15 protein-coding genes and 1 pseudogene are annotated in these 21007 nt (G+C 64.7%); 4 read left to right on the forward strand and 12 right to left on the reverse strand.

Translation table 11 applies throughout. The annotated features are described in order from the left end of the window. Positions 1-143: pseudogene (locus ACP16H_RS25445) on the reverse strand (IS5/IS1182 family transposase); the annotation flags it as partial. A gap of 179 nt (positions 144-322) precedes the next feature. On the opposite strand from ACP16H_RS25445, the gene ACP16H_RS25450 reads away from it, so the two are divergent. Beyond that, positions 323-2614: an Orn/Lys/Arg decarboxylase N-terminal domain-containing protein gene (locus ACP16H_RS25450; RefSeq protein ID WP_425074960.1), complete on the forward strand. Its 2292-nt coding sequence runs from the start codon at positions 323-325 to the stop codon at positions 2612-2614. Between the two features lie 43 nt (positions 2615-2657). On the opposite strand, the gene ACP16H_RS25455 is transcribed toward ACP16H_RS25450, so the two are convergent. The 8 genes from ACP16H_RS25455 to regB form a co-directional block, all read right to left on the reverse strand. Then, on the reverse strand, positions 2658-3809 hold the full coding sequence (locus ACP16H_RS25455) for a DUF2235 domain-containing protein (protein ID WP_425074961.1): 1152 nt from the start codon (positions 3807-3809) through the stop codon (positions 2658-2660). Between the two features lie 167 nt (positions 3810-3976). Next, positions 3977-4297, reverse strand: coding sequence for a thioredoxin (gene trxA / locus ACP16H_RS25460; RefSeq protein WP_425074962.1), 321 nt, complete (start codon positions 4295-4297; stop codon positions 3977-3979). A 94-nt stretch (positions 4298-4391) separates the two neighbouring features. Further along, positions 4392-7763: a double-strand break repair helicase AddA gene (gene addA / locus ACP16H_RS25465; RefSeq protein WP_425074963.1), complete on the reverse strand. Its 3372-nt coding sequence runs from the start codon at positions 7761-7763 to the stop codon at positions 4392-4394. After that, positions 7760-10696, reverse strand: coding sequence for a double-strand break repair protein AddB (gene addB, locus ACP16H_RS25470; protein ID WP_425074964.1), 2937 nt, complete (start codon positions 10694-10696; stop codon positions 7760-7762). The genes addA and addB overlap by 4 nt, the downstream gene beginning before the upstream one ends. A 108-nt stretch (positions 10697-10804) precedes the next feature. Beyond that, on the reverse strand, positions 10805-11503 hold the full coding sequence (locus ACP16H_RS25475; protein WP_425074965.1) for a nucleotidyltransferase family protein: 699 nt from the start codon (positions 11501-11503) through the stop codon (positions 10805-10807). After that, positions 11488-12930: a tRNA (adenosine(37)-N6)-threonylcarbamoyltransferase complex ATPase subunit type 1 TsaE gene (tsaE, locus tag ACP16H_RS25480; protein ID WP_425074966.1), complete on the reverse strand. Its 1443-nt coding sequence runs from the start codon at positions 12928-12930 to the stop codon at positions 11488-11490. The genes ACP16H_RS25475 and tsaE overlap by 16 nt, the downstream gene beginning before the upstream one ends. Positions 12931-13010: 80 nt before the next feature. Next, positions 13011-14522 (reverse strand): PAS-domain containing protein, encoded by a 1512-nt coding sequence (locus ACP16H_RS25485; RefSeq protein ID WP_425074967.1) that lies wholly within the window; start codon positions 14520-14522, stop codon positions 13011-13013. Between the two features lie 136 nt (positions 14523-14658). Continuing rightward, the gene (gene regB, locus ACP16H_RS25490; RefSeq protein WP_425074968.1) at positions 14659-16053 is read right to left on the reverse strand and encodes a sensor histidine kinase RegB; all 1395 of its coding nucleotides are present in this window, start codon (positions 16051-16053) and stop codon (positions 14659-14661) included. Positions 16054-16171: 118 nt separating this feature from the next. Between regB and ACP16H_RS25495 the strand changes: the two genes are divergently transcribed. Together ACP16H_RS25495 and ACP16H_RS25500 are read left to right on the forward strand one after the other, a co-directional pair. After that, positions 16172-16807, forward strand: a complete 636-nt coding sequence (locus ACP16H_RS25495) for an SCO family protein (RefSeq protein WP_425074969.1) — start codon at positions 16172-16174, stop codon at positions 16805-16807. Positions 16808-16888: 81 nt separating this feature from the next. Further along, complete coding sequence (locus ACP16H_RS25500) at positions 16889-17443, forward strand: ActR/PrrA/RegA family redox response regulator transcription factor (RefSeq protein ID WP_425074970.1); 555 nt, start codon at positions 16889-16891, stop codon at positions 17441-17443. Positions 17444-17511: 68 nt separating this feature from the next. On the opposite strand, the gene ACP16H_RS25505 is transcribed toward ACP16H_RS25500, so the two are convergent. The 3 genes from ACP16H_RS25505 to ACP16H_RS25515 all read right to left on the reverse strand — a co-directional run bounded on the left by ACP16H_RS25505 (position 17512) and on the right by ACP16H_RS25515 (position 19417). Continuing rightward, the gene (locus tag ACP16H_RS25505; RefSeq protein WP_425074971.1) at positions 17512-18228 is read right to left on the reverse strand and encodes a hypothetical protein; all 717 of its coding nucleotides are present in this window, start codon (positions 18226-18228) and stop codon (positions 17512-17514) included. A 125-nt stretch (positions 18229-18353) separates the two neighbouring features. Further along, a complete protein-coding gene (locus ACP16H_RS25510; RefSeq protein WP_425074972.1) occupies positions 18354-18824 on the reverse strand; it encodes an N-acetyltransferase family protein in 471 nt (156 codons plus the stop codon). Beyond that, positions 18824-19417: a hypothetical protein gene (locus ACP16H_RS25515; protein WP_425074973.1), complete on the reverse strand. Its 594-nt coding sequence runs from the start codon at positions 19415-19417 to the stop codon at positions 18824-18826. The genes ACP16H_RS25510 and ACP16H_RS25515 overlap by 1 nt, the downstream gene beginning before the upstream one ends. Positions 19418-19570: 153 nt before the next feature. Between ACP16H_RS25515 and ahcY the strand changes: the two genes are divergently transcribed. Then, positions 19571-20959 (forward strand): adenosylhomocysteinase, encoded by a 1389-nt coding sequence (ahcY, locus tag ACP16H_RS25520; protein WP_425074974.1) that lies wholly within the window; start codon positions 19571-19573, stop codon positions 20957-20959. Positions 20960-21007 lie beyond the last annotated feature (48 nt).

The raw sequence follows: 21007 nt of genomic DNA on the forward strand, positions 1-21007 counted from the left end.
TGTCGGCCGCGTTTGCCGGTCGGCGCAGCATCCCAGATCATCTCGGGATCGAACCAGATTGTCAGCGAGCCTCGACGCTTGAGCGCTTCATTATAGGCTGGCCAGTTCCTGGTCTTGTAGGTCGGGGGTGTGGGTCTGCTCATGTCGTCCAGCTACCACGCTGGATTCACGACATGAATCCCTCACAGGATTTGTGCAACAGAGCCCCGCCCCGCTGCAACCCTTTCGCGGCCAGCGGGATTGCGCCAAGAGCGGCCTTGACGCCATTGGCTGACGTGCAAGAACGGGGGGACATGTCGCTGGCCCTCCGAAGGAGAGACCCATGAAGTTCCGCTTTCCCATCATCATCATCGACGAGGACTTTCGGTCCGAGAACACCTCGGGTCTGGGCATCCGCGCGCTGGCGGAGGCCATCGAGAAGGAAGGCTTTGAGGTGCTGGGCGTGACCAGCTACGGCGACCTGTCGCAATTCGCGCAGCAGCAGTCGCGAGCCTCGGCCTTTGTGCTGTCCATCGACGACGAGGAATTCACGCCGGGGCCGGACCTCGACCCGGCCGTCGTGAATCTGCGCCAGTTCATCGAGGAGGTGCGCTGGAAGAACGCCGATGTGCCGATCTTCCTGCATGGCGAGACCAAGACGAGCCGCCACCTGCCCAACGACATCTTGCGCGAGTTGCACGGCTTCATCCACATGTTCGAGGACACGCCGGAATTCATCGCCAAGCACGTCATCCGCGAAGCGAAAAGCTATATCGAGTACATCCAGCCGCCGTTCTTCAAGGCGCTTCTGGATTACGCCGAGGACGGGTCGTATTCGTGGCACTGCCCGGGGCATTCCGGCGGCGTGGCGTTCCTGAAAAGCCCTGTGGGTCAGATGTACCACCAGTTCTACGGCGAGAACATGCTGCGCGCCGACGTTTGCAACGCGGTGGAGGAGCTGGGTCAGCTTCTGGATCACAACGGCGCGATCGGCGAGTCGGAGAAGAACGCGGCGCGGATCTTCAACGCGGATCACTGTTTCTTTGTCACCAATGGCACGAGCACGTCGAACAAGATGGTCTGGCACCACACCGTCGCCCCCGGTGACGTGGTGGTTGTGGACCGCAACTGCCATAAGTCGATTCTGCATTCGATCATCATGACCGGCGCGATCCCGGTCTTCCTGAAACCGACCCGCAACCACTGGGGCATCATCGGCCCGATCCAACGGTCCGAGTTCGAGCCCGAGGCGATCAAGGCCAAGATCCGCGAGAACCCGCTGCTGGAGGGTATCGACCCGGAAACGGTACAGCCGCGCATCATGACGGTGACGCAGTCGACCTATGACGGGGTTCTGTATAACACCGAGGCCATCAAGGGCGCGCTGGACGGCTGGATCGAGAACCTGCATTTCGACGAGGCCTGGCTGCCGCACGCGGCCTTCCACCCGTTCTATGGCACTTACCACGCCATCGGCCACAAGCGGGAACGGTCCGAGAAGTCGGTGACCTATGTCACCCAATCCGTGCACAAGCTGCTGGCGGGGATCAGCCAGGCCTCTCATGTACTGGTGAAGGACGCCAAGCAGACGAAGCTGGACCGCCACCTGTTCAACGAGGCGTACCTGATGCACACCTCGACCAGCCCGCAGTATTCGATCATCGCGTCATGTGACGTGGCGGCGGCGATGATGGAGCCTCCGGGCGGGACGGCGCTGGTGGAGGAGAGCATCGTCGAGAGCCTCGAATTCCGCCGCGCGATGAAGAAGGTCAGCAAGGAATACGGCAACCAGTGGTGGTTCAAGGTCTGGGGTCCGGAGGACTTTGACGAGAACGAGGACGGCATGGGCCGCGCCAAGGACTGGCAGCTGAAGCGCACCGACTCTGATGGGGTCGAGACCGGCGGCAAGGACAGCTGGCATGGCTTTGGCGACATGGCGCGCGATTTCAACATGCTGGACCCGATCAAGGCGACGATCATCACGCCGGGCCTGGATATCGAGGGACATTTCGACGACACGGGCATCCCGGCGTCCATCGTGTCGAAGTACCTCAGCGAACACGGCGTGGTCGTCGAAAAGACGGGGCTCTACTCGTTCTTCATCATGTTCACCATCGGCATCACCAAGGGCCGGTGGAACACGCTTCTGGCGGCGTTGCAGCAGTTCAAGGACGACTACGACCGCAACAACCCGCTGTGGAGGGTCATGCCGGAGTTCTGCGCCGCGCAGCCGCGCTATGAAAAGATGGGGTTGAAGGACCTCTGCCAGCACGTGCACGCGATGTATGCGAAGTACGACGTGGCGCGCCTGTCGACCGAGATCTACCTGTCGGATCACCACCCGGCGATGACGCCCTCGGACGCCTATGCCCATATCGCGCGGCGCAAGACCGAGCGCGTGGCCATCGACGATCTGGAAGGGCGGATCACCACCTCGCTGGTGACGCCTTACCCGCCGGGCATTCCGCTGCTGATCCCGGGCGAGGTGTTCAACGGCAAGATCGTGGAATATCTGCGCTTCAACCGTGAATTCGCCCGCGAATGCCCGGGGTTCGAGACCGATATCCACGGTCTGGTGCAGGAGGTCGACGAGACCGGGCAGAAGGTGTTCTACGCCGACTGCGTGGCGGAGTGATCCGGCGGGCGGTTTCTTGAAAAGAAACCGCTTCGGAAACTTTTCAAGTTTCCGGCGGGGCGCCCTCGACGTGGTGATCTGACGGCACGTTCGAGGGCAGCTTGCCCGCCTGTATCACCGAATGATGGATGCGGGACCCCGCCGGGATGGTGCGCTTCTCGCGGGCGGGGATGATCCAGCCGTTCAGGTCCTTGCGGGTGGACAGCGAGGGCTTGCGGCGGGGCAGGTATTCTACCAGCTTCCACGCCCATTTCATCGAGTCATGCGGCGCGGCGGTCGGGTCGGGGGCGGTGTATTTCGAGTCCCCCTCCGCCAGCACCAGTTCGTTTATCGTGCGGGTCTTGTAGGCGATTCCCAAGGCGCGGGTTTCCTCGATCAGCCAGGCCAGCGGCAGCTTGGCCAAGGCCGATTCATCCTCCGGGTAGCCGCCGCCGATGTCGCCGTGGACGCCGCGGAACCAGACTTCCTTGCTGTCCTGCGGGATGCCTTCGCCCTTGTCGAAGCGGTTTGCGTGGAAGCGTTGACCTTCGGGCCAGAGCAGCGGGCGGAACATGGTGCGGCGCTCGTGGATGGCCACGGCGTGACGCACGGCGCGTACCGAGGGGTTTCGGGCCACGTGGGCGTGGTTGCGCAAGCGGGGCAGGACACGGCCGCTTTCGATCACCGAGGCCACCGTGTCGAACAGGCCCAACAGGTGGATCACCGGGCGGTCGGGGCGGATGATACGTTCGAACAGGCGCATCTCGGCAAAGGCGTTCTCGTCGCCGTCATCGCCGATGCGTTTGTAAGCGCGGTAGGCGTAGTCGAGCAGGTTGAGGTTGCGCGGCTCCATCAGGCCAAAGCTGTGCAGGAAGCCCGCCAGAACCCGCGCCGAATAGGCGCCACGGGAAAAGCCGAAGATGCAGATGTTGTCCGGTTCCTCGGCGTTCGGATCGACGGTTTCCACGAGAAAGCGGTAGGCTTCCTTTACGTTGCGGTCGAGACCCCAGCCGGTCGCCATGCCCCAGACCTCTGAAATCTTGCGCGGCCATTGCAGCCAGCTGTCCTCGGCCCCGAAGGTGCCGACGCCGGGGTCGTAATAGACGATCTGGTCGGCGGATTTCGTCAGGGTGCCGTAGAGGCGCAGGATGTTCGTCCGGTCGGCGCAGATCTCGTTCGAGGTGCCATCGAGGAGGATGACGATGTTGCGTGCCATGGGGACCTGCCGGGAGTTGCTTCAACCAAGGCAAGAGTAGACCGCGTGCGAGGGAATGTGAATTCCGTGCCGGGGGGCGCGCGATTTCTCGACGAGACATCGTGGTCCCGCGCGTGAAAAAGGCCCCACGCGGGGGCCTTTGACGGTGTGCCGAAATCGGGAACAGCTCAGATCGAGTCGTCGATCCAGGACTTCAGCGCGGCCTTGGGTGCGGCGCCTGCGCGGTTCGACACCGGCGCGCCGTCCTTGAAGATGAACAGCGCCGGGATGCCGCGCACGCCCATGGCGGCGGCGGAGTTCGGGTTGCTGTCCACGTCGACCTTGGCGATCTTCACCTTGTCGCCGTATTCGGCGGCGAGCTCTTCCAGAGCCGGGCCGATCTGCTTGCAGGGGCCACACCATTCTGCCCAGAAGTCGACGACGACGGGGACTTCGGATTTCACCACTTCGGCGTCGAAGGTGGCGTCGGTAACGGCGACGGTGGCCATGGGAATTCTCCTCTGGGTTGGGAGTCCTGCGTGAGCAGCGGTCAATAGGGGTATCCGTTCAGGTCCGGGAAGGTATGCCTCGACTCGCGCACCGTCAAGGTGTGGCGGCACGGGCAAGAGCTTGGGTCACGAGGTCGTGCGGTAACGGCATATAGTGGGCCGTGGCGGTCCAGAGCAGGCCGGTTTCGATGGTCTTGCCGGGGTAAAGTTGGGCCAAAGCAGCGTGGTAGGCCCCCATCTGGCGCAGCAGGCCGTCGGGGGTTTGCTGCGTATCGGCGGGCACGGTGCGGTTGGTCTTGAAGTCGATGACGGTGATTTTTTCCGGTGTGATCCTCAGCACGTCGATGATGCCATGGATGCGCCCGATGCCGGGCAGGTCGGCGGTGATCGGGGTTTCCAGAAGTGCGTTCTCGAACAGCGGTTGCAGAGCGGGGGTGTCGAGGACGCGGGTGACCTCCTCAAGGATATGCGGCAGCTGAAGGGCGATGGGCTCCATCTCCGGCTCCTGCGCCCATTGGGCGAGCAGGCTTTCCCCGGCGGCGGGGCGCAGGTCGGCGGGCAGGGGTGCCAGCGTCTCGATCAGGCGGTGAAGCGCGGTGCCGCGCGCCAAGGCGACCTCCTCGGTGTCGCCATCGGCCCCGGCCAGCGCCTTTGCCCCGCCAAGGTCAGAGGGGCTGCGGGTCTTCAGTGGCTGTTTCGGCTCGGGCAGCGGCGCGTCAAGCTGGGCCGGGTAGGTGAGGGTTTCGGGCTCCGCGACCTCGGGGGCCTCGGACGGCGAGGTGGTCCAGTCGCCGTGCTGCACGCGGAGGCCTTCGACCTGCGCGTCGCCGAAATCGAAGGTCTGCGGCAGCGCGCCGGAGCGCTCCATGCCGCGCGAAACCTTGTCGTGCCAGGCGTCGCCATCCTTGCCCAAATCGCCCGCCGCCGCGACGATCAGCCATTTCTCGGCCCGGGTCAGGGCGACGTAGAGCAGGCGGTCACGTTCCTGAGCCTCGCGCATCTTGGCGCGGTCGATGGCCTCGGCGTGGCGGCTGGGTTGCTGCGCGGAAGGCTGTTTCCACAGCACCCCGTCGGGGTCGCGCAGGAGGTCGGCCTTGATCGTGGTGTCGGGCTTGGCACAGTCGGGCAGGATGACGATGGGCGCCTCGAGCCCCTTCGATCCGTGCACCGTCATGACGCGCAGGGTCTCGCCCTTTGAGTCGGGCGCGCGCTTGATTTCGAGGTTGTCGGCCTGCGCCCATTCGAGGAAGCCGGTGAGCGTCGGCACCTCGGTCTGTTCGTAGCTGAGTGCCTGTTGCAGGAGCGCGTTGATGCCATCCTCGGCCTCGGCGCCCAGTCGCCCGATCAGCAGGCGGCGGCCCTTGTGATGGGTCAGGATGCGGTCCACCAGGTCGTAGGGGCGCAGGAAGTCGGTGTTTCTCAGCAGGTCCTTCAGCACGGTGACATGGGCCGCGTCGGTGTCGCGGATCGCCTCCCACAGGTATTTCCGGGGGCGGTTGTGGGCGAGGGTGAAGAGGTCCTGTTCACTCAACCCTAACAAGGGGGACCGCAGCGCCGTGGCGAGGCTGAGCGAATCCTCGGGCGTTTCGAGGAACTTCAGCACGGCGATGATGTCGCGCACGGCGAGTTCGGCCATGACCTTCAGCCGGTCGGCCCCGGCGATGGGTAGGCCCTCCTGTTTGCAGGCGCGGATGATCTCCTTGAACAGCTGCGCACGGCGGCGGACGAGGATCAGGAAATCGCCTGCGTGCACGGCGCGGGGTTTGTACTGGCCGGAATGGCCGATTTCCTCCGGGATCGGGTGGCCCGCGTCGATGGTCTGGCGGATGAAGCGCGCGATGCGTTTCGCGAGGATCACCGTGTGATGGGTCGAGGCCTGCCGGTCGAGCGGTTCGTGCCACGGGCCGTCGTCGTCATCCTTGACCTTCTCCACCACGGGCCAGAGGTCCACGCGCCCCGGCATGTCGGACTTGAACGCGCGGTGCAGCGCGCCGTCGAAGCCGCTTTCCGCCGCGTCGGTAAAGGTATTGTCCACCACCCGCAGGATCGGCTCTGCCGAGCGGAAGCTGAACGCCAGTTCGGAGTTCACCAGCGGCGCGTCGGTGTCCTTCAGCCTTTCGCGGAAGTCCTCCCTCATGCGGTCGAATTCGCGCGGATCGGCGCCCTGGAAGGAGTAGATCGACTGCTTTTTATCGCCCACGACAAAGATCGTGCGCCGGGTGTCGCGCGCCCCCTCGCCCGAGGTGAATTCATGCGCCAGCCGTTCGATGACCTGCCATTGTACCGGCGAGGTGTCCTGCGCCTCGTCCACGAGGATGTGGTCGATGCCGCCGTCGAGTTTGTACAGCACCCAATCGGCGACCTTTTCGTTCGACAACAGATCGCGGGCGCGGGTGATGAGGTCGTCGAAATCCAGCCAGCCGCGCAGCAGTTTCGCGTGTTCATAGGCGGGGACGAATTGCGCGCCAAAGGCGGTCAGGGCTATGTCGCGGGTCGCGGCGTTCAGGGCCTTTTCGACCTCCAGCGCGGATTCGATGCGGGCGGCGAGTTGGTCGTAGGCCTCGCAGAGGTCTGGAAAATCCTTGCGGGTGCCCTTGGTCGGGAAGTTCTTGCGGACGGTGCCGCCCTGCGTGAGGCAGACCTGTTTGAGGGTGCCTAGACCCTCGGCGTCGGGGTTCTGGAATGCCTTCAGCGTATCCACCAGACCCTGTTCGGTCTTGCCGCCCTGCTGGAAGGCGGGGATGAGGTCGGCGACCAGCTGGCTCTCGGAGCCAAGGAAGATCGAGGCCAGCAACGCGTCCTCGGTCATGTCCGGTTTCAGGCCGTAATGGTCTCTGATCTGATCGGGCGTGGCTGGGTTGAGGTAGGTTTCGCGGTGGGCGGTCAGGGCGCGCAGCAGCGGCTCCATGTCGTCGCCGGAGAGGTAGGGCGCGATGTTTTCCAGCAGGACGCGGTTCGGCCCTTGCGCCATCTCGTCCAGCAGGTCGGCGCGCAGGAGTTCGGCGGCGCGGTCCTCCATCTCCTTGAACTGGGGGGAAACCTGCGCCTCCAGGGGAAACCGCCGCAGGAGCGAGGCGCAGAAGGAGTGAATCGTCTGGATGCGCAGCCCGCCGGGGGTTTCGATCGCGCGGGCGAAGAGCGTGCGGGCGTCTTGCAGGAAGTCCGGCGTGGGCTGGGTTTCCACGCCCAGCTGGTCGAGTTCATCGCGCAGGGCGGGTTCCGCCAGCATGGCCCAGCCGCCAAGCCGCTTGAACAGGCGGTTCTGCATCTCGGTCGCGGCGGCCTTCGTGTAGGTCAGGCAGAGGATATGCGAGGGGTCTACGCCTTCCAGCAACAGCCGCGCCACGCGGTCGGTCAGCACGCGGGTCTTGCCGCTGCCTGCGTTGGCGGCGAGCCATGTCGAATGGCCGGGGGCGGCGGCGCGAACCTGGGCCTCGGTGGCGTCGTCTCTGGTGCGGGCGGTCATTCCAGCGTCTCCGTCACGGCGGCGTCGGTCACGTCCCATTCGCCGAAGCGCGAGAGATGGTCGTAATCGGCAAGGTCGGTGTCCTTCATCAGCGCGCGGCGGGCGGTGAAGCCCTTTTCGGGGTCCATGTAGGCGGCGATGAGGGCGGTGAATTCGGCCCATGTCTGGTCTGGCGGGCAGTCCTCCAAAGGCGCGGGGATCTCCTTGGGGTCGCCGGGTTTGAGCTGGATGTAGGTGGCCGCCGCGATGTGGCGGGGCGCAAGGCCCGGAAAGGCGCCCTGCAGGAGCATTGCGGATTCCAGCAGCAGTTGCTTGTCGAAGGTCTTTTGCTGCGACTCGGTCGGCGCGGTCCCGGTCTTGTAGTCGTAGACATGCGCGCCCGCGCGGTCGTCCATGTCGATGCGATCGGCTGTGCCGGTGAGGGTGAAGCCCAGCAGCGGCAGGTCCGCCTTGCCCTCGATTTCGAAATTCGCGGCCTGCGGGGTGGCGCGCTGGCGGCGCTCGGCCTCCGACGCGGTGAACCACGGGGCAAAGCGATTCACCCGCGCCTGCCAGAGAGTGCGGACGGTCGGAAAGGGGATCTGTTCCAGCAGGTCGGCGGCGATCTCCTGCAGGCGCTCGGGGCGCAGTTGGGCGGGGTTCGAGACTGTTTCCTTGATGAATTCCTCGATCACCGAATGGGTGAGGATGCCGCGCATCAGGGCGTCGGGGGCCTGCATCAATGGGTCCAGCGGCTTCAGGCCAAGGACGTTTTTCGCGTAGATCGCGTAGGGGTCGCGCACGAGGCGCTTGATCGCTGTCACCGACAGTTGCCGGGGCCGCGCATGGGCAGGCGGCGCGGGCGAGGGGCGCGGCGCGGGGTCGGCGTGGATGGGCGATTCAGACGCGCGGGCGAGGTCGAGCCACGGCTTCGCGCGGGCCTTCATCTGTTTCAGGGCGTCTTCGCCGCCCTTGGCGGGCAGGCCGGTCATCAGGTTCACAAGACGGTTGATCCAGCGCGACGGCACGGTCTCGGCCTCGTCGGATTTCAGCGCGCGGGTGAGCCAGACCTCGGGCGCGGCGGCGGCCTGCTGGAAGTCATGCGCCGACAGGCCGATGCGGCGTTCGGGCAAGAGCAGACCCGCATCGGCGCGCATCCGGCGGTTCAGCCACGGATCGGCAGAGGGCGACTGCGGCCAGGACCCCTCGTTCAGCCCGGCGAGGATCATCAGGGAGGGGCCGCCGACGCGCGCCTCGAGCGTGCCCCAGATGCGGATATGGGGGTGCGGCTCGTCGGGATTGCGGACCTCTTCGCGTGAGAGCAGCGCCATGAAGAGGTCGGCGTAGTCGCGGGCGGACATGGGCGCGCCGTGGGGGGCCTCGTCCATGAGGGTCTGGGTGATGGCGCGCAGGCGGCGACCCGCGACCTCGTTCCACAGCGGATCGGGGGTGCCGTCGGGACCGGCGGAGAGGGTTTCCGCAAGGGCGATGTGGCGCGTGACCCAGTCCGACAGGGCATGTTTGCCGGGGGTGTGCTGGGTCGACAGCTGCGCGATCCAGCCCGCCCAAGCGGGTTTCTCGGCCGTCACGCCCCATTCCGCAAGCGTCTCGGGCGTGGGGTAGGGCATCCCGTGCTTGCGGATGTGCAGCTCCAGATCGCGCGTGTTCAGCAGGTGCTGGCCGCGATCCTTGCCCGCGTGGCACAGCGGGTGTTTCAGGATCGACAGCATGAGGTCGGCGGAGAGCGGCTTGGCAAAGGTTTCCGCGACAAGGCGCAGGAAGCGGCCCGGGGGCGTCAGTTGCGCTGGCGTGCCTGCGGAGTCGTCCGGGATGATGCCCCAGTGGTTCAGCGCCGACGTGACCTGACGGGTCAGCATCCGGTCGGGGGTGATGAGCGCCGCGTCGGTGCCGTCCTGCGCGGCTTGGCGCAGGCGGAGCGCGATGGCGAGGGCTTCCTCGCGTAAGGACGGGGCCTCGAGCAGGGTGACGGTCTGCATGGCTTGCGGCAGGTCGGGCAGCTTTGGCCCCTCGGACAGCCATTGGTGGGTGACGGGCGCGGGACGCAGGGCCAGCGACAGGGTGCGGTTGCGGTCCGGCGCAGGGGCCGGGGTGTCGTGCCATGTCGTCACGCGGGACGGGCGGAGGTCGAGTTCGCGCAGGAGCTTGGCGAAACGGTACTGCGGGTGGTCCTCTCCGGTCAGGGGGTCATCGAGCATGTCCCAGACGGAGTCGGGCATGTCAGGGTCGAATCCGGGCAGGATCACCGCGCCCTGGGGCAGTTGCGCGACGGCCTTCATGAAGGCGTGGGTGGTGCCGCGCGAGCCGGTGGAGCCCGCGACGATGATCGGATGCGTTGGCGGGGTGTCCTGCCAGCGGGCGATGCGCAGGGCCAGCGCGCGGCGGGTGAAGGCCTGCGTGTCGGGGGCGTCCGTGTCCTCGAAGAACGGCTGGACGATGCTGAAGAAGGTCAGCGCGCGCTGCCAGTGGCCGGACTGGTCGGTGACGTCGAGGTTGGCGATGTCCTCCGGCGGGACGTTTTCGCCGTGCATCTCTTCCATCAGGGTGGCGAGGCTGTCGGACAGGTCAAAAAGCGCGGCGCGGGGCGCGAGGTCGGGTGCGCGGTCAAGCAGAGCCGAGACGAGGCCGGTCAGCTCCAGACGGCGGCGCAGCGGCGGCACGGGGGCGGGCAGTTGCGCGCGGGTCAGGGGATCGGCGAGGTCGGTCACCAGCTTGATCTTGGGCAGCAGCGAGGCGGGGCCTGTGTCAAACAGCGCACGCAGGCGGCGGGCCATGCGGTCGGTGTTCACATAAAGCTCGACGCGGGCTATGGCCTCGGGCGGCTGGCCGGACAGGCGGGCGCGCAGGCCGTCGATCAGCGCGGCGGGGAAATCGGCGCCGGGGGGCAGGGCGAAGAGGCGCGGGCCATCATCAGAAAAGAGTTGTGTTTCAGACATTTGACCCCTCGCCACCCGCTTGTGTCCCGGCGTGGTGCCGGGGCGCCAGAATGGACCGGGACGCGGGGCGGGGCAACCGGGGGATTGATGCCATGGTGACAGGTTTTGTCAGGTGCGGGCGAGCATGTCCTCGGCCAAGCGGATGCCTTCGGGGTGGCCCACGTCGCACCATGTCCCGGGGTAGGGAATCCCGCAGAAGCGGCCTGCGTCGAGGGCAGCGTTCCACAGGCGATGCAGCGAGAAGGCGGGATCGTCGATTGTCGACAGCCGGTCGGTTTTCACGATCTGCGCCCCGGTGTAGACGAAATCACCCTGCCACGAAAGGTGCCGATTTTTCAGCGAAAAATCACCACCCCCCTTGCGGCCGATAGCGTTCTGCAACGGCACGCAAAGCAGCAGCGCGTCCATGGTCGCGGGGTTCCATGCCTCGCGCAGCAGGTGCAAGGGATTGGGGCCGGACCAGACGGCATCGGTGTTGAGAGTAAACACCGGGTCGGGGCCGAGGAGCGGCAGGGCGTGCTTCAACCCGCCGCCGGTGTCGAGGATCGTGGGGTGTTCAACGCTGACCTGCACGTCGGTTCCGGCGAGGTGGCTGACCACCTGATCGGCGAGGTAATGCGCGTTGACGACGCGGGTTGGCACGCCATCGGTCAGCGCAAGTGCGTGATCCAGCAGCGGGCGGCCCGCGACGGGGATCAGCGGTTTCGGCGTGTTGGCGGTCAGCGCGCCCATGCGGGTGCCGAACCCGGCGGCAAAGAGCATCACGGCGCTGGGCGGGTTCGATCCGGGCATCAATGTTTCGGGCATCTGGAAAGCAGATCCTGGATAAAGGCGGCGTCGGGCGGCGGCAGACGGGAGATGATCGGGCGCATGGGTTCGAGCGCCGGATGGATCATTTGCGCCTGAATGTGCGACCAGGTGCGGGGCAGGAAATCGAGGTAGCGCGTCTTGCCCTGCGTCAGTGCAAGTCGGGCGAAGACCCCGAGGATGCGCAGGTTGCGCTGCACGCCAAGGACTGCGTAGGCCGCGCGGAAGGCTTCGGCGTCAGTGTCCGTCCCGGTGATGTAGGCATGCAGGCAAGCCTGTTCCGTCTCTGGGTGCACGTCACGGCGCACGTCCCGGCAGAGCGAGACGAGGTCATAGGCGGAGTGGCCGCTGAGGGCATCCTGAAAGTCGAGCAGGCCGGCGCGGGCGGCCCCGGTGCGGCCTTTTAGCAGCAGGATGTTCTCGGCGTGGAAATCACGCAGGACCATGACACCCTCCGGCGCGGCATATTGCGCGAGGATGGGCTGCAGGGTCTCTGTCGCCGTATCCAGAAGGTCGGGCATCTGCGCGTAAAAGGTGAAGGCAAGGTCGATGGCTTGTGCGAGGTATTCGGGCGTGGCCACGGGCAGGGAGGCCGGTGCCGGGTGGGCGTGCAGCGCAACAAGGGCCGAGACGGCGGTTAGATAGAGCCGCGTTTCAATCTCGGGCGTGATGGCGAGGCCGGCGAGCAAGCCGTCTCCCAGGTCCTCGATCAACAGGATCCCCGTGGTTTCGGCGTAGATATGCGGAGCAGACAGACCAAGGCCGGTCAGATGACGTGCCAGTCTGGCAAAAAGCGCCGCATCGCCATTGGGGTCCTGCATGAGGATCGCGGTTTCCGATTTGCGCTGCAGACGCGTGTACGAGCGGCTGGATGCGTCGCCGGTCATCGGCGTGGCCTCGGCATCGTGCCAGCGGGTCCTGCGCAGAAAGGCGGCGACTTCGCTCTCGCGCACCGGGGTCGGAGTCACTTCCATCGTCGAGGCGATACGGTCTGTCCATGCCGGGTCTGTCCAGCGCAACACCAGCCGGCGCTGTTCCTCGGCGTCCATGGTCGAGAATGACATGTGCAGGGCGCTTTCGGGCGCGAGGTCGCCAAGACGATCGGGCCATTCCACGATGCAGATCGCATCGGAGAAGGCATCCACCAGACCGAGTTCGATGATCTCGTCCGTATTGCCGAGGCGATAAAGGTCGGCGTGCCAGAGCGGACCCTTGTCGGTTTCGTATTCCTGCACCAGCGTGAAGGTGGGCGAGGGCACGTCCTCGGGTTCCGACAGCAGGGACTGGATCAATGCGCGGGCGAAGTGGGTCTTGCCGGCGCCGATGCTGCCGGAGAGCAGCAAGACATCCCCCGGCTTCAGTTGCGCGCCGAGTGCGCGGGCGAAGTCTGTGGTGGCCTCGGGCGAGGTCAGGGTCAGCGCGGGCATTTGGTGCATGTTATCCATGCGCAGTAGATACTGCGGTTCGCCGCGAAGATGTATCCGTTTTGATGACGAATTGCCCCGGATCAGGAATTTTTCAACGCGGCTGCCTTCCTGGCTATCGGTGCGTCCGCCTGCGCCTGGGGTATTCTGCGTGTGAAGCGGACCATGGTGGCCCCGGCGGCCACGGGTTCGATGATGCAGGACAGTTCTTCGCCCTGACGTGTGACGAGATCGGCATCCCAGGTCGAACGGTCGCGCAGGGTCAGGACGAACTCGCGCAATTCGGCCCAGATGGGGCTTGGTTCACAGCCGTCGCGCCAGTCCTTTGTTGCATCGACGATGGTGACCTCGGCAAAGGCGCTGTCGGGATCGCACTTCCAGCGCTCGCGGTAGGCAGCGTTGGAGAAGGTCAGGACACCCAGGCGGGAGAATACGGCCACTGCATCGTCGAGGCAGTCCAGTACGGATTGTGTCAGTTCCAGTTCCGAACGGAAGCGGCGCGTCAGGCTGATCTCGGCCGAGATGTCCTCGATCAGGAAGGCGACGGCGCCATCGGGATGCGGGCGGCCGGTGATCTTGTAGGTCAGGCCGGAGGGCAGGTTCCAGGTTTCGGCGTAACGGTCCTCGCGTGCGGCGGAGACCACGTCGTAGAGCTTGTCGCGCCAGTTGGCGTAGTTCTTCGGCTCGGGCATCATGCGGTTCTCGCGCATGTGGTCGAAGAAGCTGAGCAGGTTCGGTTTGGCGCTGAGGAAGTCCACGGGCAGGTGCGTGAGGTCCACCAGCGCGGGGTTGAAGAGAACCAGCTGCCGTGACTTGTCAAAGACAGCGAGCCCGATGGGCAGATGGGCAAAGGTCTTTGTCAGCGTCTGGACGAAGTTGCGCTGGGCCATCTCGGCGTTGACGAGGTTGTCGATGGAGGATGCGAAATGCACCCACCCGTCGCCCATGGGGCTCGAGGTGATTTCGAACCAGCGGGGGGGGGCATCGGCGATCTGCATGCTCACGCGGCTGACGTTGGATGATCGGCCGAGGGCAGCGGGCAGGTCGAAGGGATTGTCCATGAGGTCGGCGTGCCGGGCATCCCGGCACAGGTCCTCGTAGGCGTCGTTGTGCCAGATCACCCGCCCCTCGGCGTCGGTCTGGAACACCGGGTCCGGCGTGTTGTCGCAAATCGCGTCCAGCCGCTCGTATTCCTCCTCGACGCTTGCGGACCGGTACACAAGCGCGGCCCCCATGGGAGGAACATGCATCGCGAGCCTCAGACTGCGCCCGGTTGGCTGTGCGTCCAGTCGCGCTTCGGGGATCAGGACGCAGGGCCAGCTGCTGGTCTCTGTCGGAGGGTCTTCGGGCAGGTCGGGGAAGCCTGAGGCGAGTTCCGTCCGGATCTCCGTCCAGGAGAGGCCATTGATGTCGCTTCGGGAAAACAGGTGAACCACGTCTTCGGTGTGGTCGATGACGGTGCCATCGCGCAGGAGAATGACCGTATCGGGCGGCCCGTGCTCGAGCATGACGGCGGTTCGCGGCTTGCGCCGCGTGACCTGAAGCAACAGCAAAGCGACCAGCACAGCGGCACCGGCACCTGCTCCGATAGCCAAAACGTATATATCCTGCACACCCAGCCCCTTCAGTTGCCGCAATACCCGCGAAGCCTGTCCCACCGGGGTCATCTTACCTTCACGATGGTTAACGCGTCGTTAAACCTAAAGCCGAGCGACAATCGCAGCTGTGCACTCAGCCATCTATCAGCTGGTTCTCGCCCAAGGGTGTACCGGGCGTCTTGGGCGCAACGATCTTGCCGCGCGGCCAGACGACCTCGACGATGGCACCGCCGGGCGTGCCGGGCTTGGCGAGCGGGCTGTAGGGGTCGGTGCCATTGGCAAAGCTGAGTTCTGCGCCGGAGCGTTCCAGCAGGGTCTTGGCGATGAAGAGACCCAGGCCCATGCCCTCGTATTCGGGGCGCTGCCTGCGGTCCGCGTCGGAGCGGCGGCGGCGCATGAAGGGGTCGCCGATGCGCCCGATCAGCTGCGGAGGATAGCCGCGCCCGTCGTCGAGAATGCGGATCGAGATGATGTCATCGGTCCACATCGCCTCGATCCAGACGGTGGTGCGGGCGAAGTCGACAGCGTTCTGGACGAGGTTGCGCAGCCCGTGGATGACCTCGGGGCGGCGGAAGATCTGCGGGGCGTTGTATTCGCCGCCGGGGCCGGGTCCGTCTTCGATGAGGATTTCCTTGCCCCGCTCTTGGTGCGGTTCGGCGGCCTCGCGGATGACCTCGAGCAGCGGCGCGGTGCGCATGTGCAGGTCGTCCTTGCCGGCGCGGCCCATGCTGCGGAGGATGTCGCGGCAGCGATCCGCCTGAGACCGGATCAGCAGGGCGTCTTCCTTCAGCTCGGGGTAGTCGTCCAGTTCCTCGGCCAGCTCTGCGGAGGTGAGTTTTATGGTCGCCAGCGGCGTGCCGAGCTCGTGTGCCGCAGCGGCGACGACGCCTCCGAGGTCATTCAGTTTTTGCGCGCGGGCCAGCGCCATCTGGGTGGCGGCGAGGGCGTCGGACATGGACGTCATCTCGCGCGTGATGCGGCGGGAATAGGCGGACAGGAACGCCAGCGCGATCATCAGGCCGACCCATTGCCCGTACACGAAGATGTCAGGGATGCGCAGGACAAAGCCCTGTGCGGTCCGAAGCGGCAGGTGATAGAAGACCATCGCGGACACCAGCACCATGGCGGTCAGCATCAGCGTGATGGTCGAGCGCAGCGATAGGACAGAGGCCGAGATCGTTACCGGACCGATGACCAGCAACGAAAAGGGGTTGTTCAGCCCGCCCGTGAGGAACAGAAGGAAGCACAGTTGCAACAGGTCGAACATCACCATCATGAAGTTCTCTGTTTCGGACAGGCGCTTGCTTTCGGGGTAGACGAACATCGCGACGAGGTTGCCGACGACAGATGTGCCCACGGCCAGGTAACACAGGCCGAGTTCGAGTTGGAGATTGTAGAGATGCTGCGCAACGACGATGGCGGCGAGTTGGCCAAAGATGGCAACCCAGCGCAGCAGGATCATGGTCCGCAGGCGGATCCAGTTGCCACGTTTGTGTTCGCGAAAGAGGCCGAGTTCGCTTGTGTCCATGAAAGCTGTTTCGTCCCTTGCGTCCCGCAAGGCAAGTGTTAGGTAAACATTCTAATTTTTGTATGTGAAAGAAATAGGTGCGAAGGTCCGAAACCGCGCCGGGATGATGGAGGAACCAATGATCAGAGCCTTTACCTATTCGGCGGTGGCCGCAGTCGGGGTGCTGCTGGGAGGGACCTACGCGGCCTCTGCCGGATGGCTGGATGGCCTGTTTGGCGGCAAGTCCGACGACAAATACGCCCAGTGCCGCGAGGGCGCGGTGGCTGGCGACATTGGCGGGCCCTTCACACTTGTGAACAAGGACGGTCAGACGGTCACGGACACGGATGTCATCACCGAGCCGACGCTGCTGTATTTCGGATACACCTTCTGCCCGGACGTCTGCCCCTATGACAACGCCCGCAACGTCGAGGCGGTGGACCTGCTGGCTGAGCGCGGGATGAGTGTCACGCCGGTGTTTGTCTCGATCGACCCGCAGCGGGACACACCCGAGGTGGTGGGCGATTTTGCCGAGAACTTTCATGAAAAGATGATCGGCCTCACCGGGTCACCCGAGCAGGTGGATGCGGCGTCCAAGGCGTACCGCACCTATTACAAGGCGCAGATCGGCGACGATAAGGAATATTACCTCGTTGATCACTCGACCTTCACCTATCTGGTGATGCCGGGCGAAGGGTTCATGGATTACTTCCGCCGCGAGGTCACTCCGCAGGAAATGGCCGACCGGGTCGCCTGCTTCATCGAGGCGTCTTGACCTGTACGTCAGTGGCATTTGACCGCACCGAAAGCCGTGGTTAATAGTGTTGTCCACAGGACCACAACGGGAGGTAGGCCCTTGGCTGAGCGCGATATCGACGATTTGGGCGAGGACAAGTCGCTGCTTCTGGTGGATGACGACGAACCTTTCCTGAAGCGTCTGGCCAAGGCCATGGAAAAGCGCGGGTTCGACGTCGAGACTGCCGGGTCTGTTGCCGCAGGGACTGCCGTCGCAACCGCGCGTCCTCCGGCCTATGCGGTCGTGGACCTGCGTCTGGAAGACGGCAACGGGCTGGACGTGGTCGAAGTGCTGCGCGAACGGCGCCCGGACAGCCGGATCGTGGTCCTGACGGGCTACGGTGCCATCGCCACGGCCGTGGCGGCGGTGAAGATCGGAGCGACCGACTACCTCTCGAAGCCCGCTGATGCCACGGACATCACCAACGCCTTGCTGTCCAAGACAGACGAATTGCCGCCGCCGCCGGAGAACCCGATGAGCGCGGATCGCGTGCGCTGGGAGCATATCCAACGGGTCTATGAACTGTGCGACCGCAACGTGTCCGAGACGGCACGGCGGCTGAACATGCACAGAAGGACGCTACAGCGCATTCTGGCGAAACGTTCGCCGCGCTGAGGAACCCGAGGTTTTGAAACGACGAAGGGCGACCCACAGGGCCGCCCTTGATGGATATACCAGAGGCATCAGAGCAGCGATATGCGGGCGCGGGCAGACGTTGCCTCGTCTTCCAGCGTGTCGATCTGCAGGATGTGCCAGTCCAGTCCCGACTGTCCCTTTGCGCTGGCGTCCTTCAGTGCGGTCTTTGCCGCGTGGGCCTGCTCGGCAGAGAGTGTAAGGGCCTCGGCCACCTCGGCGCGGGTTGCTCGGATCTCCGCCAGCCGCGCATCGTAATCATCCTTCGAAATGGTGCCGTCCGCGCGCTGCATCTTCAACGAAGCCATTTCGTCATTCTGATCCGAGATGAACTGCGCCATGCCGTCATTCATACGGGCCATCTGTTTCTGCGCGTCAGAGATCACGGGCGTCACGCGGGACAGCGAGACGATCTCGAGCCGTTCGTCAGCCTGTTTGTGGCCCATGGCGTTGCCGATCATGGCACCCACGGCACCTCCGGCCACGGCACCGGCCAGGCACTTTGCGCTTTCCGAAGTGGAGACGATGGCGAGACCACAGCCGGCGGCGGCTCCGGCCGCTGCGCCCTTCATGGTGGCCTTGCGGACGAGATCCCGGGTGATCTCGTCCAGCGCCTGCGCCTGCTCAAGCATCCGGGCATCGCCGGGCAGCACGTGCGGCGCGGCAAAGCTGAGCGAGTTGGCATTTCGGGACACCATCGGCATCTGACCGCAGCCCGCAGTGGTCAAAACGCAAAGGGACAGGATGAGGATTTTTGCGCGCAACACGGTGAAGGCTCCTTCGAATAGAAAACAATTTGGCGGACAAAGCCGCCGTTGTTTCCTGAATCGCGGAGGAATGGGGCGATTTTGGGGCGAATTGTTTCTAATTTCGCGATGTGTTGAGTCCGAGCCTACAAGGGAAACCGCTTCACCACGCGATCGACTGTCTTGCCGTTCCGGCGCGTCACGTCCTTCGGGATGATGTAATCGTCCGCGAACCCCATGGCGCTGTAATAGGCCAACCCAGAGGCATTGTCGGACGTGATCCGCGCGAGTATCGCGACCCCGCCCCGGGCGCGGCAGGCTTCGAGTGTTGCGGCAAACATGGCGCGTCCCGCGCCTTTGACGGGCCTTTGCTGATCGGTGAAGCTGCCGATGGAATACAGTCCGTCGCCGTAGTCGTAGGCATTCTGAAAGCCGACGATGCGACCTTCATGCTCGACCACCACGCCGATGGGCGGCTTGTGCAGGAACTCGGCTTCGAAGCTATCGCGTGTGTGCTCGTCCTCGTAGGCGGTGGTGCCGCCCTTGCGGATCGTGTGGTTGAGAATCTCGAGGCACTCCGGGATGTCGGCGGAGGTCATCGGGCGGGTTTCGAACATCACATCTGTCCCAGAAGTTCGGCATGGCGTGCGGTATAGGCGCGTCGACAGTCCACCGGCGGCCGCAGATGGATGTCCAGACCGGAAATCAGCGCATTCTCGGGCCTGCCAAAGAGCTTGTCTGCCTCGGCTTCGGTAAAGCCTGCGATCTGCACGGCCTCCATCCAGGCGCTGACGTTGTCGGCTTTCTTGATCTGTTTCTTCAGGCGAGGGGGCGTCACGGCTGGCAACCCAAAGCGTATGTGAATGGCGGCGGTCAACCGTTTGTCCAATTCGCCATACTGAGGGCCCACGGCGGCTTTGACGGGCGATATCATGTCGCCGATGACGTATTCCGGAGCGTCATGCAGCAGGGCGGTCAGGCGCTGGGCAGGTGTCGCCTTTGGATGCATGCGGGTGAACAGATCCTCGACAAGAAGGGAATGCTCGGCGACCGAATAGGCGTAATCGCCCTGCGTTTGCCCGTTCCAGCGTGCCACGAATGCAAGTCCATGAGCGATGTCCTCGATCTCGATATCCACCGGGGTGGGGTCGAGCAGGTCGAGCCTGCGGCCCGAAAGCATGCGCTGCCATGCGCGGGGAGGTTTCGCCATGTGGTGTCGTCCTGTGCTGCCCTGCGACGTCTAACCTGACTGTCTCGCGATAGAAAAGGACCTTCGGCAGGCAGCGTGCATGCGTTGTCATTGTCTCTTTACCTCTACAGTGGTAACTCCGCGCCAACCAAGATTGCAACGGAGGCACCAAGGGTGACCCAGGATTACGTCGTTAAGGACATTGCACTGGCTGATTTTGGCCGGAAGGAACTGGACATTGCCGAGACCGAGATGCCGGGGCTGATGGCTTGCCGGGCGGAATATGGCGAGAGCAAGCCTCTGAAGGGCGCGCGCATTGTTGGTTCGCTGCACATGACCATCCAGACCGCCGTGCTGATCGAAACACTGGTGGCGCTGGGCGCGGACGTGCGCTGGGCCTCGTGCAACATCTTCTCGACCCAGGACCACGCAGCGGCGGCGATTGCGGCGGGTGGCACGCCGGTGTTTGCGGTCAAGGGCCAGAGCCTCGAAGAGCATTGGGATTACCTCGACCGCTCGTTCATGTTCCCCGAGGGCGCGAACATGATCCTCGACGATGGCGGCGACGCGACGCTTTACGTGCTTCTGGGCGCCCGCGCCGAGGCCGGTGAGGACATCCTGCCCGTGCCCCAGTCCGAGGAAGAGGCCGTCATCAAGGCGCAGATCAAGAAGCGCATGGCTGCCAGCCCGGGCTGGTTCACCAAGACCAAGGCCGACATCCAGGGCGTGTCCGAAGAGACCACCACCGGCGTGCACCGCCTGTACGACCTGCACAAGAACGGCCAGCTGCCCTTCCCGGCGATCAACGTGAACGACTCGGTCACCAAGTCGAAGTTCGACAACAAGTACGGCTGCAAGGAATCGCTGGTCGACGGCATCCGCCGCGCCACCGACGTGATGATGGCCGGCAAGGTCGCCGTGGTCTGCGGCTACGGCGACGTGGGCAAGGGCTCGGCCGCCTCGCTGCGCGGTGCGGGTGCCCGCGTAAAGGTCACCGAGGCCGACCCGATCTGCGCGCTTCAGGCGGCGATGGACGGCTTCGAGGTGGTGCTGCTGGAGGACGTGGTGGCGGATGCCGACATCTTCATCACCACCACCGGCAACAAGGACGTGATCCGCATCGAGCACATGCGCGAGATGAAGGACATGGCCATCGTCGGCAACATCGGCCACTTCGACAACGAGATCCAGGTCGCGGCGCTGAAGAACCACAAGTGGACCAACATCAAGGACCAGGTGGACATGATCGAGATGCCCTCGGGCGCGCGGATCATCCTGCTGTCCGAAGGCCGCCTGCTGAACCTCGGCAACGCCACCGGTCACCCGTCGTTCGTCATGTCGGCGTCGTTCACCAACCAGGTGCTGGCGCAGATCGAGCTGTGGACGAAGGGTTCCGAGTACCAGCCGGGCGTCTACATCCTGCCGAAGCACCTGGACGAGAAAGTCGCCCGCCTGCACCTGGGCCGCATCGGCGTGAAGCTGACGCAACTGTCGCCGGAACAGGCCGCCTACATCGGCGTCGCCCCGGAAGGCCCGTTCAAGCCGGAACACTACCGCTACTGAGCCGGGCGGGGCAGGGGCCCTGACCAGCAAGGATACAAAGGCCGGGCG

Source organism: Sagittula sp. S175, from assembly GCF_049800975.1.
In the GTDB taxonomy this organism is placed as follows: Bacteria; Pseudomonadota; Alphaproteobacteria; order Rhodobacterales; family Rhodobacteraceae; genus Sagittula.

Coding starts and splice junctions, on each gene's coding strand:
- trxA (WP_425074962.1), bottom strand. CDS start 4,297: ATGGCCACCGTCGCCGTTACCGACGCCACCTTCGACGCCGAAGTGGTG.
- tsaE (WP_425074966.1), bottom strand. CDS start 12,930: ATGCCCGCGCTGACCCTGACCTCGCCCGAGGCCACCACAGACTTCGCC.
- ACP16H_RS25515 (WP_425074973.1), bottom strand. CDS start 19,417: ATGGCGAAACCTCCCCGCGCATGGCAGCGCATGCTTTCGGGCCGCAGG.
- ACP16H_RS25510 (WP_425074972.1), bottom strand. CDS start 18,824: ATGTTCGAAACCCGCCCGATGACCTCCGCCGACATCCCGGAGTGCCTC.
- ACP16H_RS25495 (WP_425074969.1), top strand. CDS start 16,172: ATGATCAGAGCCTTTACCTATTCGGCGGTGGCCGCAGTCGGGGTGCTG.
- ACP16H_RS25475 (WP_425074965.1), bottom strand. CDS start 11,503: ATGCCCGAAACATTGATGCCCGGATCGAACCCGCCCAGCGCCGTGATG.
- regB (WP_425074968.1), bottom strand. CDS start 16,053: ATGGACACAAGCGAACTCGGCCTCTTTCGCGAACACAAACGTGGCAAC.
- addB (WP_425074964.1), bottom strand. CDS start 10,696: ATGTCTGAAACACAACTCTTTTCTGATGATGGCCCGCGCCTCTTCGCC.
- ACP16H_RS25450 (WP_425074960.1), top strand. CDS start 323: ATGAAGTTCCGCTTTCCCATCATCATCATCGACGAGGACTTTCGGTCC.
- addA (WP_425074963.1), bottom strand. CDS start 7,763: ATGACCGCCCGCACCAGAGACGACGCCACCGAGGCCCAGGTTCGCGCC.
- ACP16H_RS25455 (WP_425074961.1), bottom strand. CDS start 3,809: ATGGCACGCAACATCGTCATCCTCCTCGATGGCACCTCGAACGAGATC.